General features: G+C 54.1%; 14 protein-coding genes and 2 tRNA genes. 4 read left to right on the top strand and 12 right to left on the bottom strand.

Annotated features, from left to right (window positions below):
• Positions 1–47: 47 nt before the first annotated feature.
• The 10 genes from infB to rlmE form a co-directional block, all read right to left on the bottom strand.
• Complete coding sequence (infB, locus tag HA50_RS02665) at positions 48–2,741, bottom strand: translation initiation factor IF-2 (protein WP_084872256.1); 2,694 nt, start codon at positions 2,739–2,741, stop codon at positions 48–50.
• 17 nt (positions 2,742–2,758) lie between these two features.
• Complete coding sequence (gene nusA / locus HA50_RS02660) at positions 2,759–4,246, bottom strand: transcription termination factor NusA (RefSeq protein ID WP_084872254.1); 1,488 nt, start codon at positions 4,244–4,246, stop codon at positions 2,759–2,761.
• Positions 4,247–4,270: 24 nt separating this feature from the next.
• Positions 4,271–4,723: a ribosome maturation factor RimP gene (rimP, locus tag HA50_RS02655; RefSeq protein ID WP_139810892.1), complete on the bottom strand. Its 453-nt coding sequence runs from the start codon at positions 4,721–4,723 to the stop codon at positions 4,271–4,273.
• Positions 4,724–4,936: 213 nt separating this feature from the next.
• Positions 4,937–5,013 (bottom strand) — tRNA-Met (locus tag HA50_RS02650).
• A gap of 59 nt (positions 5,014–5,072) precedes the next feature.
• Positions 5,073–5,159 (bottom strand) — tRNA-Leu (locus tag HA50_RS02645).
• 47 nt (positions 5,160–5,206) lie between these two features.
• On the bottom strand, positions 5,207–5,539 hold the full coding sequence (gene secG, locus HA50_RS02640; protein ID WP_013507698.1) for a preprotein translocase subunit SecG: 333 nt from the start codon (positions 5,537–5,539) through the stop codon (positions 5,207–5,209).
• 218 nt (positions 5,540–5,757) lie between these two features.
• Complete coding sequence (gene glmM, locus HA50_RS02635; protein WP_084872251.1) at positions 5,758–7,092, bottom strand: phosphoglucosamine mutase; 1,335 nt, start codon at positions 7,090–7,092, stop codon at positions 5,758–5,760.
• A gap of 6 nt (positions 7,093–7,098) precedes the next feature.
• Positions 7,099–7,932 (bottom strand): dihydropteroate synthase, encoded by an 834-nt coding sequence (gene folP, locus HA50_RS02630; RefSeq protein ID WP_084872249.1) that lies wholly within the window; start codon positions 7,930–7,932, stop codon positions 7,099–7,101.
• Between the two features lie 85 nt (positions 7,933–8,017).
• A complete protein-coding gene (ftsH, locus tag HA50_RS02625; protein ID WP_036627470.1) occupies positions 8,018–9,946 on the bottom strand; it encodes an ATP-dependent zinc metalloprotease FtsH in 1,929 nt (642 codons plus the stop codon).
• Between the two features lie 174 nt (positions 9,947–10,120).
• Positions 10,121–10,750, bottom strand: coding sequence for a 23S rRNA (uridine(2552)-2'-O)-methyltransferase RlmE (rlmE, locus tag HA50_RS02620; protein ID WP_084872247.1), 630 nt, complete (start codon positions 10,748–10,750; stop codon positions 10,121–10,123).
• A 126-nt stretch (positions 10,751–10,876) separates the two neighbouring features.
• Here rlmE and yhbY point away from each other — a divergent pair, with 126 nt between their 5' ends.
• Entirely contained in the window at positions 10,877–11,170 is a 294-nt protein-coding gene (yhbY, locus tag HA50_RS02615) for a ribosome assembly RNA-binding protein YhbY (protein WP_084872245.1), read from the top strand.
• 107 nt (positions 11,171–11,277) lie between these two features.
• Here the strand turns inward: yhbY and greA are convergent, their stop codons facing one another.
• Positions 11,278–11,754 carry a transcription elongation factor GreA gene (gene greA / locus HA50_RS02610; RefSeq protein ID WP_084872242.1) on the bottom strand — a complete coding sequence of 159 codons (477 nt, stop codon included), beginning with the start codon at positions 11,752–11,754 and terminating at the stop codon, positions 11,278–11,280.
• 247 nt (positions 11,755–12,001) lie between these two features.
• Between greA and dacB the strand changes: the two genes are divergently transcribed.
• The 3 genes from dacB to pmrB are packed head-to-tail and all read left to right on the top strand — an operon-like array spanning position 12,002 to position 15,152.
• Positions 12,002–13,435 (top strand): serine-type D-Ala-D-Ala carboxypeptidase, encoded by a 1,434-nt coding sequence (gene dacB / locus HA50_RS02605; protein ID WP_084872240.1) that lies wholly within the window; start codon positions 12,002–12,004, stop codon positions 13,433–13,435.
• Positions 13,435–14,097 (top strand): two-component system response regulator PmrA, encoded by a 663-nt coding sequence (gene pmrA, locus HA50_RS02600; protein WP_084872237.1) that lies wholly within the window; start codon positions 13,435–13,437, stop codon positions 14,095–14,097. The genes dacB and pmrA overlap by 1 nt, the downstream gene beginning before the upstream one ends.
• The gene (gene pmrB / locus HA50_RS02595) at positions 14,094–15,152 is read left to right on the top strand and encodes a two-component system sensor histidine kinase PmrB (protein WP_084872235.1); all 1,059 of its coding nucleotides are present in this window, start codon (positions 14,094–14,096) and stop codon (positions 15,150–15,152) included. Before pmrA ends, pmrB begins: the two co-directional genes overlap by 4 nt.
• Here pmrB and HA50_RS02590 read toward each other — a convergent pair.
• Positions 15,149–17,401: a TonB-dependent siderophore receptor gene (locus tag HA50_RS02590; protein ID WP_084872232.1), complete on the bottom strand. Its 2,253-nt coding sequence runs from the start codon at positions 17,399–17,401 to the stop codon at positions 15,149–15,151. The genes pmrB and HA50_RS02590 overlap by 4 nt on opposite strands.
• Positions 17,402–17,516 lie beyond the last annotated feature (115 nt).

The following is a 17,516-nucleotide window of genomic DNA, read 5'->3' as shown; positions in this document are numbered from 1 at the left end:
ATTCGGGAGGCCAATGGCCTCCCAAATTGCAACACATCAGATGATGATCAATCGATGGTGCGTTTAACTTCAATCACTTCAAAGACTTCGATCATATCGCCAACACGAACGTCGTTGTAGTTCTTCACGCCGATACCACATTCCATGCCGTTACGCACTTCGTTGACATCGTCTTTGAAGCGGCGCAGAGATTCCAGCTCGCCTTCATAGATAACAACGTTGTCGCGCAGAACGCGGATCGGGTTGTGACGTTTGATGTTGCCTTCGGTGACCATACAGCCTGCGATAGCGCCGAATTTCGGTGACTTGAACACATCACGGACTTCAGCCAGACCAATGATCTGCTGTTTGTATTCCGGAGCCAGCATGCCGCTCATCGCTGCTTTCACTTCGTCGATCAGGTTATAGATGACGGAGTAGTAACGCAGATCCACGCTTTCCGCTTCGATCACGCGACGCGCAGACGCATCAGCACGCACGTTGAAGCCAAGGATAATCGCGTTGGAAGCCGCTGCCAGCGTGGCGTCGGTTTCGGTGATACCACCCACACCCGAACCGATAATCTTCACCTTCACTTCGTCGGTGGAGAGTTTCAGCAGGGAGTCGGAGATCGCTTCCACAGAACCCTGTACGTCGGATTTCAGTACGATGTTCAGCTCGGAAACTTCGCCTTCGGTCATGTTGGCGAACATGTTCTCCAGCTTCGACTTCTGCTGACGCGCCAGTTTCACTTCGCGGAATTTACCCTGACGATACAGTGCGACTTCACGCGCTTTCTTCTCGTCACGTACCACAGTGGCTTCATCACCCGCAGCCGGAACACCGGACAGGCCAAGGATCTCGACTGGAATAGACGGACCTGCAGCCAGAACTTCACGGCCCAGCTCGTCACGCATCGCACGCACACGGCCATATTCAAAGCCGCACAGCACGATGTCGCCTTTGTTCAGCGTACCTTCACGCACCAGAACGGTAGCAACCGGACCACGACCTTTATCGAGGAACGATTCAATCACCACGCCGCTTGCCATACCTTCACGGATAGCGGTCAGTTCCAGCACTTCCGCCTGCAGCAGAATGGCATTCAGCAGATCGTCGATACCGGTACCTGCTTTCGCAGAAACGTTGACGAACATGTTTTCGCCGCCCCACTCTTCCGGAATGATACCGTACTGAGTCAGCTCGTTCTTAACGCGATCGGGATCGGCTTCCGGTTTATCGATTTTGTTCACAGCAACAACAACCGGCACTTTCGCGGCTTTAGCATGCTGGATTGCTTCGATAGTCTGTGGCATCACGCCATCATCTGCCGCTACCACCAGGATAACGATATCCGTAGCCTGCGCACCACGTGCACGCATCGCGGTAAACGCGGCGTGGCCCGGGGTATCCAGGAAGGTGATCATGCCGTTATCGGTTTCAACGTGGTATGCGCCGATATGCTGAGTAATACCGCCAGCCTCGCCAGAAGCGACTTTGGTTGAACGGATGTAATCCAGCAGTGAGGTTTTACCGTGGTCAACGTGACCCATGATGGTCACAACCGGTGCGCGGCTTTCCTGCGCAGCATCGGTATCACGATCGTCCATCACCGCTTCTTCCAGCTCATTCTCACGGCGCAGGATCACTTTGTGACCCATTTCTTCCGCTACCAGCTGAGCCGTTTCCTGATCGATAACCTGGTTGATGGTTGCCATTGCACCCATCTTCATCATCGCTTTGATGACCAGAGAACCTTTCACCGCCATTTTGTTGGCCAGTTCGGAAACGGTGATGGTTTCACCGATGATAACATCACGGTTCACTGCCTGAGCTGGCTTGTTAAAGCCCTGCTGTAGGGAGCTAGGTTTGCGATGCTTACCGCCTTTACCACCACGAACAGCGGCGCGCGCTTCTTCACGGTCGGTTTTGGCTTCAGAATGCTTGTTGCCTTTTTTGGCCGGGCGTGCAGCTTTAGTGGTACGCGTGCGGCTGCGACCACCTTCAACTTCACGATCGTTCTCATCTTCTGCCTGGCGGGCATGGGTTGAGGTGGTGACGTGATAGTCACTGGTGTCTTCTTCGTCGGGTTTTTCCCACTCAGCAGATTTTTCTTCTGCCAGACGGCGGGCTTCTTCGGCCACACGGCGCGCGTTCTCTTCGAGTTTACGGCGCGCTTCTTCTTCAGCTTTACGCTTCAGTTCTGCGGCTTCAGCTTCACGACGGGCTTTGTCAGACTGCGTAGCCTTGGTCATTTCGTCGGTTGGTTGATTAGTCACTTTCTCATTTTCCGCTGCTTCACGCTTCGCCTTGTCAGCGGCTTCGCGCTTGGCTTTTTCTTCGGCTTCACGTTGCGCTTTTTGTTCAGCTTCGCGACGGGCTTGTTCTTCCGCCTCGCGACGCGCCTTCTCTTCCGCTTCACGCTGCGCCTCGGCTTCTGCTTCAGCCTGAGCCTGTTGCTCAGCTTCTGCATCACCCTTCACATAGGTGCGCTTTTTGCGGACTTCGATTTGCACCGATTTACTTTTACCCCCGGTGCCTGGAATATTCAAGGTGCTGCGTGTTTTGCGTTGCAGCGTCAGTTTACCTGAACCTGCCTGACCATGTTCACGATTCAGGTGGGAAAGTAAGGTCTCTTTCTCTTGCTGGCTCACCGCGTCGTCTTCAGACTTACGGATCCCCGCATCAGCAAATTGCTGTACCAGGCGATCTACCGGAGTCTGAATTTCGGCGGCCAGCGATTTTACGGTTACATCTGTCATGCTGTTCCTTCCTGTAATTATGCGTCATCGCCGAACCAGCAGATATTTCGCGCGGCCATGATCAGCGCGCCGGCCTTCTCATCATCCAGCCCTTCGATATCTGTCAGATCGTCGACACCTTGCTCGGCAAGATCTTCCAGCGTACAAACGCCTTTTGCCGCCAGGCGGTAAGCCAGAGCACGATCCAGACCGTCGAGATTCAGAAGATCTTCAGCAGGTTCCTGATTACCAAGGCTCTCTTCTTTCGCCAGTGCCAGGGTAGTTAACGCATTTTTTGCTCGTTCACGCAGGGCTTCTACCGTGTCTTCATCAAGGCCATCAACTTCCAGCAGCTCGTTGATCGGTACATATGCCAGCTCTTCCAAAGAAGAGAAGCCCTCTTCCACCAGTACGGTGGCGAAGTCTTCGTCGATGTCGAGATGTTTGGTGAACATATCGATGGCCGCATGGGCCTCGGCCTGATGTTTAGCCTGCAGGTCATCGACGGTCATTACGTTCAGTTCCCAACCACTCAACTGGGAAGCCAGACGCACGTTTTGGCCGTTACGGCCGATCGCCTGAGCCAGATTGCCAGCTTCAACGGCGATATCCATGGTGTGATTGTCTTCATCCACCACGATTGACGCCACATCAGCCGGAGCCATGGCGTTAATTACAAACTGTGCCGGGTTATCGTCCCACAGCACGATATCGATACGCTCGCCGCCCAGTTCACTGGAAACCGCCTGAACGCGTGCACCGCGCATACCTACGCAGGCACCCACTGGATCGATACGTTTGTCATTGGTTTTCACTGCGATTTTGGCACGAGAACCCGGATCACGCGCTGCCGCTTTGATCTCGATAACTTCTTCGCCAATTTCCGGTACTTCAATGCGGAACAGTTCGATCAGCATTTCCGGCTTGGAACGGGTGACGAACAGCTGCGCACCACGCGCTTCCGGACGCACGGCATACAGCACGCCGCGAATACGGTCACCTGGGCGGAAGTTTTCACGCGGCAGCATATCTTCACGCACAATCACCGCTTCAGCATTGCTGCCGAGATCCAGCGAGATGTTATCGCGATTCACTTTCTTCACCACGCCAGTGATGATTTCGCCTTCCTGCTCACGGAACTGATCCACCACCATTGCGCGTTCAGCTTCACGTACTTTCTGTACGATAACCTGCTTCGCCGTCTGGGTAGTGATACGGTCAAAGGTGACCGATTCAATCTGATCTTCAACATATTCGCCCAGATTGAATGCTTCATCTTCGAAGCGGGCTGCGTCCAGCGTGATCTCGCGAGTTGGCTGCGTGACTTCTTCAACAATCTGCCAGCGACGGAAAGTATCGAAATCGCCGCTTTTGCGGTCAATGCTGACGCGCACGTCGATTTCCTGCTCATACTTCTTCTTGGTCGCAGTGGCCAAAGCGCTCTCCAGCGCTTCGAAGATTTTCTCGCGCGGCAGGGCTTTTTCGTTAGAAACGGCTTCTACTACAGCTAAGATCTCTTTGTTCATCCTGGTTAGCCTCAATCCGGACTTTTAAAAGTGGGGGACCAGGTTCGCTTTCTGAATGTTGCTCAGCGCGAACACTTCATCGTTGCCCTCAACGGTTACCGTGATCATCTCGCCTTCGACAGACTTGATGATGCCCTGCCATTTACGGCGGTTCTGCACGGCCATACGCAGTACCAGACTCACCTCGTCACCGGCGAAACGTGCATAATGTTCAGCGGTAAAAAGAGGACGGTCAAGACCCGGTGAGGAAACTTCAAGGTTGTAAGCCACCGTGATGGGATCTTCCACATCCATCACAGCGCTGACCTGGTGGCTGACATCGGCGCAATCATCAACATTGATACCCTCTTCACTATCAATATAGATGCGCAAGGTTGATGTGCGACCACGAATAAACTCGATACCGACCAATTCGTAGCCAAGCGCTTCTACTGGAGCAGAGATCAACTCTGTCAATTTTTGCTCTAATGTGGACAAGCCCACCCCCAAGACATAAAAAAAGGGCCTTATAGCCCAGTGTTGCGATTTCCTGATAACAAAAAACCCCGAAAGATCGGGGCTTTTTGTGACTGGACCCTGTATGCCGCGATGCGGCTCGGAGCACAATCCAGAAGAATTTTTTTCAAAACTTACTGTGGAATGCGTCCGTCGATGCATACAGTATATTTGAAAAAGAACTCTAAGGGAAAGTGGTTGCGGGGGCCGGATTTGAACCGACGACCTTCGGGTTATGAGCCCGACGAGCTACCAGGCTGCTCCACCCCGCGTCCGAAAACGTGGCGAATAGTACGCCAAACTTGCGAAAATTGCAAGTCATACTGAGATTTGGTACCGAGGACGGGACTTGAACCCGTAAGCCCAATCGGGCACTACCACCTCAAGGTAGCGTGTCTACCAATTCCACCACCTCGGCACTTCACTGACAGCGACAATATTATGTCGCATTGCAAGCTGACGATCTTACTGCGGGATATCGTTACCCGGGGTTGCCGGTTTCGCTGGCTGAGTCTGTTCAGATTTCGCCGGCGCAGTCAGATTTTCCCACTCGCTTCCTTTGGAAGTTTTATTCGTGTTCAGGTTACCCAGAATCAGGCTGATGATGAAGAACAGCGTCGCCAGTACTGCGGTCATGCGAGTCATAAAGTTACCAGACCCGGTAGAACCAAACAGCGTCGCAGAAGCGCCTGCACCAAATGATGCTCCCATATCAGCGCCTTTACCTTGTTGCAGCATGATCAGACCCACAAGGCCCAGTGCCACAATAAGGAAAACTACCAAAAGAGCTTCGTACATAATCAACCTGTTTCCTTGCGCGTAAACCGCACAGTTAAAGCTTCAACCAGTATCGATGGGGAGTCTCGTCATCACCCACCAGAAGCGGGTGTGAATACTAACCAAAGGCGCATACCTCTGCAAGCGCAATTTTCACGAACCTAACTGATTGCGGAAAAAAGCGCCATCACGGTGATTTTACAGGCGGAAAGCGAAAAATCCTGCCGCCTGTGGCCTGATTAAACGGCCTTCACAGCGTCGGCAATTTGATGCGCCAGCGCGGTGACCTGCGCTTCATCCTCACCCTCGACCATCACGCGAATCAGTGGCTCAGTGCCGGATTTACGCAACAATACCCGCCCACGCCCGGCGAGGATTTTTTCTACTTCAGCGCTGGCCGCCTTGACGGCATCGGTCTGCAAAGGATCGCTGTCGCCGCTAAAGCGCACGTTCACCAGCACCTGCGGCAGCATCTTCATACCGCTGCACAAATCGTGCAGACTCATATGGTTTTGCACAATAGCAGTGAGCACTTGCAAACTTGCAACGATACCGTCACCCGTAGTGGTTTTATCCAGCAAAATCACATGACCGGAATTTTCTGCGCCGAGTCGCCAGCCTTTCTCCTGCATCTTCTCCAGCACATAGCGGTCACCGACTTTGGCGCGCACAAACGGAATACCGAGTTGTTTAAGCGCCAGCTCAAGACCCATATTGCTCATCAGCGTACCCACTACGCCACCGCGCAGCTGCCCCTGGCGTAAACCTTCACGGGCGATGATGTAAAGGATCTGGTCGCCATCGACCTTATTGCCAAGGTGGTCAACCATCATGATGCGGTCGCCGTCACCATCGTAGGCCAGACCCAGGTCCGCCTTCTCAGCCAGCACGCGCTGCTGCAACATACGCAGGTCGGTGGCACCACATTCTTTATTGATGTTCATGCCATCAGGTTGGGTCGCGATAGCAATCACCGTCGCACCCAGCTCACGCAGCACATTAGGTGCAATGTGGTAAGTCGCCCCATTGGCGCAATCCACCACAATTTTTAACCCATTCAGGCTTAGCTCACTGGGGAAGGTGCCTTTACAGAATTCGATGTAACGACCGGCCGCATCGACAATCCGGCTGGCACGACCCAATTCTGCCGATTCAACGCAGGTAATCGGCTTTTCCATCTCCAGCTCAATGGCTTCTTCCACTTCGTCTGGCAACTTGGTGCCTTCAGCAGAGAAAAATTTGATGCCGTTATCGTCGAACGGGTTATGTGAGGCTGAAATCACAATCCCGGCCTCCGCGCGGAAAGTGCGCGTCAGATAGGCAATGGCCGGTGTGGGCATCGGTCCGGTAAACGCGGCAGACAGGCCAGCCGCCGCCAGTCCGGCTTCCAGTGCCGATTCCAGCATATAACCTGAAATACGCGTGTCTTTACCAATCAGTACCTTTCTCGAACCGTGACGCGCCAGCACTTTACCTGCCGCCCAACCCAGCTTCAGTACGAAATCAGGGGTGATCGGCGCTTCACCCACTTTGCCGCGAATACCATCCGTACCGAAATATTTACGATCACTCATGCCTTTTTATCCTTTTGCTCTGCGTGTTGCTTCCACAACGCGCATCGCCTCAACGGTTTCTTTCACGTCATGCACGCGAATAATCTGTGCGCCCTGCATGGCGGCAATCACCGCGCATGTCAGGCTGCCAGTCAGACGCTGCGCCGGACCGACATTTAACAGCTGGCCAATCATAGACTTACGCGACATCCCCACTAACAGCGGCAAACCGAAATGGTGGAAATGACTAAGTTCAGCCAGCAGTTCATAGTTGTGGTTGAGATTCTTACCGAAACCAAAGCCGGGGTCGAGCAGCAGATTGTCTTTTTTGATCCCCGCCGCCACGCAGCGTGCAATCTGTTCGGTGAAGTAAGCGTCCACTTCGCCGACGATATTTTGATACTGCGGAGCCTGCTGCATGGTGCGCGGTTCGCCCTGCATATGCATCAGGCACACCGGCAGCCCGGTCTCCGCCGCCGCCTGCAACGCACCGGGTTCCGCCAGCGAACGAATATCGTTAATGATGTGAGCGCCCACTCGCGCAGATTCACGGATGACTTCGGCTTTAGAAGTATCGACCGAAATCCACACTTCGAAACGTTGGGCGATGGCTTCCACGACCGGAATCACACGTTCCAGTTCTTCTTCAACACTGACCTCATCCGCACCAGGGCGCGTCGATTCGCCACCCACATCAATGATGGTCGCCCCCGCGTTGACCATCTCATTGGTATGCGTTAACGCATCCACCAGTGAGTTATGCTTACCACCATCGGAGAAGGAGTCCGGCGTGACATTCAAAATACCCATCACATGGGGAAACGACAGATCGAGATGGGAATCACGGGCGTACAACTTCATGGTGAGAGTCTCCTTGAGGAATTACTGAACTGCGGGATGTAAAAAACCCCGGACCGGCCGGGGTTTGTATTGAGGTTGGTGCCTCTTACTTGTCGAGCTGTTCTGACATGGTGTTGCCCGGATTTGGCGTACGCGGTTCATCAACCGGACGTGGCGCCTTCGGCGTACCGTTATTGTCAGAAGAGTTGCTGCCTGGATCTTCCCAGCCAGCTGGCGGACGCACTTCGCGACGCGCCATCAGGTCATCAATCTGCGGTGCGTCGATGGTTTCATACTTCATCAGCGCGTCTTTCATCGCGTGAAGGATGTCCATGTTTTCACCCAGAATACGGCGTGCACGCTGATAGTTGCTGTCGATCAGGTGTTTTACTTCCTGGTCGATGATACGCGCCGTTTCATCAGACATGTGCTTGGCTTTCGCGACAGAACGACCGAGGAACACCTCACCCTCTTCCTCTGCATACAGCAGCGGACCGAGTTTTTCGGAGAAGCCCCATTGGGTCACCATGTTACGCGCCAGGTTAGTCGCCACTTTGATGTCGTTAGATGCACCCGTTGAAACGTGCTCAACACCATAGATGATTTCTTCCGCCAGGCGACCGCCATACAGCGTAGAAATCTGGCTTTCCAGCTTCTGACGGCTGGCGCTAATCGCATCGCCTTCCGGCAGGAAGAAGGTGACACCCAGTGCGCGGCCGCGCGGGATGATGGTCACTTTATGAACCGGATCGTGTTCCGGCACCAGACGACCAATAATCGCATGGCCCGCTTCGTGATAGGCGGTGGATTCTTTCTGCGCTTCCGTCATCACCATGGAGCGACGTTCCGCACCCATCATGATTTTGTCTTTCGCTTTCTCGAACTCAACCATCGATACCACACGCTTGTTGGAGCGTGCAGCAAACAACGCTGCTTCGTTCACCAGGTTCGCCAGGTCAGCACCGGAGAAGCCCGGCGTACCACGTGCGATGATGGCGGCATCGATGTCGGTTGCCAGCGGCACACGACGCATATGCACTTTCAGAATCTGCTCACGACCACGAACATCTGGCAGGCCAACCACGACCTGGCGGTCAAAACGGCCTGGACGCAGCAGCGCCGGGTCAAGCACGTCAGGACGGTTCGTTGCCGCGATAACGATAATGCCTTCGTTGCCTTCAAAACCATCCATCTCAACCAGCATCTGGTTCAGCGTTTGTTCACGTTCGTCGTGACCACCGCCTAAACCGGCACCACGCTGACGACCCACCGCATCGATTTCATCGATAAAGATGATGCACGGTGCCGCCTTTTTCGCTTGTTCGAACATGTCACGCACACGAGATGCACCAACACCCACGAACATTTCAACGAAGTCAGAACCGGAGATAGTAAAGAAAGGCACTTTTGCTTCACCGGCGATAGCTTTCGCCAGCAGCGTTTTACCGGTACCCGGCGGACCCACCATCAGGACGCCCTTGGGAATTTTACCGCCCAGTTTCTGGAAACGGCTCGGTTCACGCAGATACTCGACCAACTCACCCACTTCTTCTTTGGCCTCATCACAACCGGCCACATCAGCAAAAGTGGTTTTGATCTGATCTTCCGTCAGCATGCGGGCCTTGCTCTTACCGAAGGACATCGCGCCCTTCCCGCCGCCACCTTGCATCTGACGCATAAAGAAGATCCACACGCCAATCAGCAGCAGCATCGGGAACCAGGAGATGAAGATCGAAGCCAGCAGGCTCGGTTCTTCCGGCGGTTCGCCAACCACTTTGACGTTTTTGGTCAACAGGTTATCGAGTAACTTGGGATCGTTGACAGGAATATAGGTCGTGTATTTATTACTGTCTTTTTTGGTAACGTTAATCTCACGCCCGTTAATACGTGCCTCGCGGACCTGATCCTGGTTCACTTCCGACAGGAAGGTTGAATAATCAACCCTACGGCCATTCGACTCGCTGGGCCCAAAGCTCTGGAATACTGACATCAGCACGACCGCGATGACTAACCAGAGAATCAGGTTTTTCGCCATGTCACTCAAGGGATTAACCTCATATTACAACGGTGTTAACAGACAGCGTAGGGTACTATATATCCTTCATACCTGGAATCGCGGCGCTGATGATTTTGCTTGTTTACCCTGAAAGTCAGAATTCTCATCGGTGTAAACGCATTGCTCGCCTTGCTTTGATTCCGGTAAATCGGGTTATAGTTTGCGCCCTGTCGCCACAATGTACACTTCGCGCGAACGTGATCGCGAAGCATCCGGCTTACGAATTTTCACTTTCGTAAACAGGGAGCGAATTTCCCGCAGGTATTCATCGAAGCCATCTCCCTGAAACACTTTCACCACAAAACTGCCGCCTGGGGCCAGGATATCCCGACACATTTCCAGCGCCAATTCTACCAAATACATCGAACGCGGAATATCAACTGCAGGTGTACCACTCATGTTCGGCGCCATGTCCGACATAACTACCTGCACTTTTTCGTCACCAACGCGTTCCAGTAGCGTCTTCAGCACTGCTTCGTCACGAAAATCGCCTTGCAGAAAATCAACACCGACAATCGGGTCCATCGGCAGCAGGTCACAGGCAATGATACGGCCATTCGAGCCAATCAGTTGTACCACATATTGCGACCAGCCACCGGGTGCAGCTCCCAGATCGACCACTGTCATACCGGGTTTGAACAGCTTGTCACCCTGCTGTATTTCCTCAAGTTTAAACCAGGCGCGCGAACGCAACCCTTTTTTCTGTGCCTGTTGCACATATTTATCGCTAAAGTGTTCCTGAAGCCAGCGACTGGAACTGGCCGAACGCTTTTTACCCGTCATAATTTTTCCAGTTAAATCGTCATCGTAGCGATAAATCAGCACGCATGGGTTGCGTTGATTTGGCGATATACCCGAGATGGCGGTAGAATGAACCGTTTTCAATCCCTAAGTAAGCAAAAAAATACGATGAATCTGAGTACCAAACAAAAACAGCACCTGAAAGGCCTTGCCCACCCGCTTAAACCCGTTGTTATGCTGGGTGGTAATGGCCTGACTGAAGGCGTGCTCGCCGAAATCGAACAGGCGCTAGAGCATCACGAATTGATCAAGGTAAAAATTGCCTCGGAAGATCGTGAAACTAAGCTCCTGATCGTTGACGCTATCGTCCGCGAAACCAAAGCTTGCAACGTACAGGTCATCGGCAAAACGCTGGTGCTGTATCGCCCTGCAAAAGAGAGCAAGATTTCTCTGCCTCGTTAAGGCGGGCAGAGAAGGTGCCATGCTCCGCCATGGGATAAAAGGCCGCTATGCGGCCTTTTTCCTTTCTTTACAATATGCAGCAACGCATTTCAAAGCGTAGCAATATATTAGATGTATTCCACCTTCAGGATCTCATATTCCACATCCCCGCCCGGTGTTTTGATGATCGCGACGTCATCCGCTTCTTTCCCGACCAGACCACGCGCCATCGGCGAGTTCACTGAAATCAGATTTTGTTTAAAGTCGGCTTCGTCATCGCCCACGATACGGTAGGTCGATTCTTCATCAGTATCGATGTTCAGCACCTGCACGGTAGCACCAAAAATGACGCGACCGGTTTTCGGCATCTGAGTCACATCAATCACTTGCGCATTGGAGAGTTTCGCTTCGATCTCCTGAATACGTCCCTCGCAGAACCCTTGTTCTTCGCGGGCAGCATGGTATTCGGCATTCTCTTTCAAATCGCCGTGCTCACGGGCTTCGGCGATAGAGGCGATGATGCGCGGACGCTTAACGGTTTTCAGTTCGTTCAGCTCTTCGCGCAGCTTTTCAGCGCCTTTTAAAGTCATCGGAATCTGTTTCATTTTGGCTCCTCGTCATCTTTCCTGGTTAACAGCGTCATCCTGACCGGTGACAGCAGAAAACAGCTTCTGCGGCGCGTTACCTCATTTTCACAAGCAAAAGAATCCTGACCCGGAAAGGTTTCCGGGTCAGGATGGGTTTTGCATTTTGATACGTATTTTACCCCAGAGTTCCCTGTGGGTCATCGTTTACTTTGCACCGTCCGGGGACGTAGTATTGTCGCCTTCACCCGTCAGTTACCGCGAGATTATGCGATTTTCACGACTTGTTACCGGATTAACCTGTGCGTTTATGCTGCAGGCACAAGCAGCCCCCGTTGAGGAATACATGCAGTATTTACCAGACGGCGCAAACCTGGCGCTGATGGTACAAAAAGTGGGCGCATCAACCCCGATAATCGATTTTCATGGCAAACAAATGGCGTTACCCGCCAGTACCATGAAGGTCGTGACCGCGCTGGCGGCGTTGCTGGAACTGGGGCCTGACTTCCGTTTCCAGACCACGCTGGAAACCAAAGGCGCAGTCAGCGATGGCACCCTGAATGGGGATCTGGTGGCACGCTTTGCCGGTGATCCGACATTAAGCCGTCAGGATCTGCGCAACATGGTCGCCACGCTGAAAAAGCAGGGCATCACCCATATTAAAGGCAACCTGGTGATCGATACCTCGGTCTTCGCCAGCCACGATATGGCACCGGGCTGGCCATGGAACGATCTGACGCAATGCTTCAGCGCACCGCCAGGGGCGGCCATCGTCGATAAAAACTGTTTCTCCGTTTCGCTCTACAGCGCCAGCAAGCCGGGCGACACCGCCTTTGTGCGCATCGCTTCCTATTACCCGGCGCATATGTTCAGCCAGGTACGTACCCTCGGCCCTAACAGCGGCGAAGGGCAATATTGCGAGCTGGATGTGGTGCCAGGCGAACTGAATCGCTACACCCTGACCGGCTGCATGCGTCAGCGGGCAGAACCGCTGCCACTGGCCTTTGCCGTGCAGGATGGCGCAGCCTGGGCGGGCGAGATCCTGAAGGATGAACTGCGCGCTGCGGATATCGACTACAGCGGCCATCTGGTGCGTCAGACGCAGGTCACGTCGCCGGGTACCGTGCTGGCCTCCACGCAATCCGCACCGTTGCACGATTTGCTGCACACCATGCTGAAGAAATCGGACAATATGATTGCCGATACCGTATTCCGTACCATTGGCCATCATTACTTCAACGTGCCGGGCACCTTCCGCGCCGGTTCTGATGCGGTGCGCCGCATTCTGCGCGAAAAAGCCGGTATTGATCTCGGCAACACCATTCAGGTAGACGGTTCAGGCCTGTCACGTCATGATTTGGTCGCGCCCAGTACCATGATGCAGGTGCTGCAATATATCGCCAAAAATGATTCAACGCTGAACTACATCTCCATGCTGCCGCTGGCGGGCTACGATGGCACGCTACAATATCGTGGTGGTCTGCATGAAGCGGGCGTTGATGGTAAGGTATCGGCGAAGACCGGTTCGCTGCAGGGCGTCTATAATCTGGCAGGATTCATCACCACTGCCAGCGGCGCGCGCGTTGCCTTTGTCCAGTATCTGTCCGGTTATGCTGTTCCGCCGGAAGACCAGAAGACACGCCGCATTCCGCTGGTGCGTTTTGAAAGCCGCCTCTACAAGGACATTTACCAGAACAACTGATGAAACTGTTAATCGTTGAGGATGATGCGCTGCTGCAATCGGGCCTGGCCCAGGCATTGAGCGCCCAGGGTTACGCCGTTGACTGCGCCGCCAGCGCCGCAGAAAGCAACGCGTTGCTGCGCAGTGGTCAGTACAGCCTGATCGTACTGGATCTCGGTCTGCCCGATCGTGACGGTGCTGCGCTACTGCGTCAGTGGCGTCGCGATGGCATCGCCGTACCGGTACTGATTCTCACAGCGCGTGATGCGCTGGAAGATCGGGTGGATGGGCTGGATGCCGGTGCCGATGACTATCTGGTGAAGCCTTTTGCGCTGGTGGAACTGCAGGCACGCGTGCGGGCATTGATTCGCCGCTATCAGGGCCATAGCGACAACCTGTTGCAGCAGGGTGATCTCACCCTCAACCTCAGTTCTCAGCAGGTGCTGCTGGAGAACCAGCCGCTGGAAATCACGCCGAAAGAGTTCGCGCTGCTGACCCGTTTGCTGATGCGCGTCGGGCAGAATGTGCACCGCGAAACCCTGCAACAGGATCTCTACAGCTGGAACGATGATCCCGGTTCCAATACGCTGGAAGTCCATATTCACAATCTGCGCCGCAAACTCGGTAAAGATCGTATCAAGACCGTGCGTGGCGTCGGTTATCGGCTGGAAGAACGTGAATGAATAGCATGCGTCAGCGCTTGCTGATCATGCTGGCGCTGATTCTGCTCACCTGCCAGATCATGAGCGCCGTCTGGCTGTGGCACGAAAGTCGCGAGCAGATCGGTTTTCTGGTGAACGAAACGCTCACCGCCAAAGCACGTAACGATCACGTCGAAAACGAAATCCGCGAAGCCATTGCCTCACTGCTGTTGCCGTCGCTGGTGATGGTGTGCCTGACGTTGCTGTTCTCCTTCTGGGCCATCAACTGGATTATCCGCCCGCTGAAGTCGTTGCAAAGCAGCCTCGCCCATCGCTCCGCCGATAATCTGTCCCCGCTGCCGCTCTATTCCGAGATGGAAGAAATCGTGGCAGTGACCACCTCGATCAATCAGCTCCTGTCGCGTCTCGATCATACGCTGCAACAGGAACGCCTGTTCACCGCAGATGCCGCCCACGAATTACGCACGCCACTGGCCGGACTGCGTCTGCATCTGGAGCTGCTGCAACAGCAAAACGTGCCGCAAAGCGCCATGCTGGTGGAACGTATCGACCAGCTAATGCACACCGTTGAACAATTACTGATGCTGTCGCGTGCTGGCCAGGCGCTGGCTGGCGGTCACTATCAGCAGTTGCACTGGCAACAGGACATCATGCAACCATTGCAGCCGGAGATGGCCGAACTTTACGCGCAGCGTCAGCAGCAATTGTTCTGGCCGCAGGGCGCGGATGTACCGCAACAGGGTGAGGCAGTTTTGCTGCGTCTGATGCTGCGTAATCTGCTGGAAAATGCCTCGCGCTACAGCCCGGAAGGCAGTGAAGTGCAGGTGTTGTTACGTGAAGAAGAACAGCAGGTCATCGTTGAAGTATGGGATCAGGGACCGGGCATTGAAGCCAGTGCGGCAGAGGAACTGACTAAGGCGTTCCGCCGTCGCGATCAACGCTATGGTGGCAGCGGTCTGGGTCTGAATATTGTGCTGCGCATTGTGCAGATGCATCACGGCAGCCTGGAACTGGTTAACCGGAAAGACGGCAGCGGACTGATTGCCCGCTGCCGTTTGCCTCATCATCTCAATTAGAATTGGGTGTTGAGGCTCATGTAGTAAGTACGGCCTGAATCGTTGTAGGTGTTCGCACCGGCACCATACAAATACGCGCCGGTCGTCGCGTTGCCGGTGGTCTGGGCATTACCCTGACGCCAGTGACGCTTGTCAGTCAGGTTGTCGATACCCAGGGTGACGCTAACATACTTGTTAATATCGTAGGTGCCGCTCATGCCGATAATGGAGTATGGGCTAACCTGATCGGTGGCGCTGCCAGTAACCGGGTTGCCATGATAGTCATACTTCTTAGGCACTTGCTTGCCATACCAGGTAAAGGTGGTTTGCAGCGACAGATCCTCTGTTGCCTGCCAGCTCAGCGTCGAGTTCAGGGTATATTGCGGGATAATCGACAAACGGTCGCCGGTCTCTTTGTTCTTACTCTGCAGCATATACGTGTAATTGTTATTCCACGTTACGGTGTCAGAGAACGGGATGTTGATGGTGCCTTCCAGCCCTTCAACCACCGCTTTCGGTACGTTTTCCCACTTGTAGATGTTGGTGGTGCCGTTAGAGGCAGTACCGGTTGAGACCATACCCGCTTCGATTTTGTTGCGATAATCGTTGCGGAACCAGGTCAGACCGGCCTGATAGCCTTCGTGTTTCCACTCCAGACCAATCTCTTTGTTGATACTGTTTTCTGCTTTCAGGTCTTTATTACCCTGCAAATAACAGGCGCTGGACGCGTCAGCACAACCCTGACCGTTGCTGTACAACAGATAGTTCGGGTTGGTCTGATACAGGCTCGGCGCTTTATAGGCACGACCAATCCCCATCTTCAGCGTGAAGTCATCACCCAGCCCTTGCGACAGGTTCAGTGACGGACTCCAGTTGTTGCCAACAATCGAGTGATGATCGAAACGCAGACTCGGCGTCAGCATGGTGCTGTCTGTCAGCTCCATGTTGTCTTCAGCAAACAGCGAGAAGATTTCAGCCTGAGAATACGGGCTGCGTCCGGTATTCGAGATGCCCGGCACGCTACCGTAGCTGGCAGACTGGGTGGTCGAAGAAGGATCCTTCATGCGCTGCTGATTCCACTCAGTACCCAGCGTTGCGGTCTGGTTAATCAACCATTCAAACGGAATGCTGACTTCACTGTGCAGCATAATGTCGTCGAGCTGGATGGTGTTAAAGCCGCTGTTGGAGAAGATCCCCTCGGTCCCGCCCGCCAGACCTTCGTTGATACGGGTGTTACGGGTTTTCTCGTAGCGTCCCCAGGTACTGGTGCTGACACCGTTGTCCCAGGCACCGGTCCATTTCAGCGAGATGTTCTGGCGATACAGGCGGTTGGTCTCGTCACCGTACATACTTTTCACCAGCGTGCTGGTGTTGGTGTTCTGCGTATCACCGGCATACAGGTTGCCCTGACGGCTGTAGCCTGCCTGCAATTCCAGGGTTTGCATCGGCGCAAACGCCCAGCTCAGTAACGCATTGATATCTTTGTTGACGGAGCCTTCGCGCCCTGCCGGATAGCTGCCCGCATAAGTCCCGGTACGGTCTGCGGCATGGCCTTCGTTGATATCGTAGGCATCCGCCTGAGTTTTGGCTAAGCCACCGTACAACCGAAAGTTGAAGTCATCGCCCAGCGGTCCTTGCAGGCTGAAGTTGGTGCGTTTGGTTGCGCCTTCATCCTTGTGCTGCGGAACGTTGAAATAGGTGTTCCAGGAACCGTGCCACTTCTGATCGGTGTATTTCTTGGTGATGATGTTAACCACGCCACCCGCCGCGCCGTTGCCGTAGCGCACCGCGGCCGGACCACGGATCACATCGATATGGTCGATCAACTCTGGCGGTACCCAGTTGGTATCACCACGCGTATCACGCTCGCCACGCCAGCCAAGGCGTACCGAGTTACGGCTGGTGATCGGCATACCATCGACCATGATCAGGGTGTTTTCCGGGCCCATACCACGGATATCAATCTGACGATTGTTGCCGCGCTGGCCGCTGGTGGAGTTACCGGTCAGGTTAACACCCGGCATGGTGCGAATGATTTCAGACACATCGCGCGCTGGCGGATGTTTTTTGATTTCATCGGCGGTAATGGTGGAAACGCCGGGGGCCTGCAATGTCTGCTGCTGGGCGGTCACCATCATGGTGCCCCCATCCACGGAAGCGGCGTCTGTGCTGGTAGTCGTGCTGCTGGAGGTTTCTGCTGCCCAGGTGGTACCGGAGAGAAGCCCCAGTTCAATCAGAATGGCTAATGATAAACGCGAATATTTTTTCATTTTTTCGTTCCTGGATTGCCAGCAAACGTAACTGGCGCGCCGGTGAGAAAGTCACAATCCTTTATCGTCGCCCTGTCCCAAACCTGGCAGTGCCATCCGTCGCGCATCCCTTCCT

It is taken from the genome of Pantoea cypripedii, from assembly GCF_002095535.1.
GTDB classification, from domain to species: Bacteria; Pseudomonadota; Gammaproteobacteria; order Enterobacterales; family Enterobacteriaceae; genus Pantoea; species Pantoea cypripedii.
The sequence above is the reverse complement of the archived record's forward strand: the minus strand, read 5'-3'. Positions and strand labels throughout refer to the sequence as shown.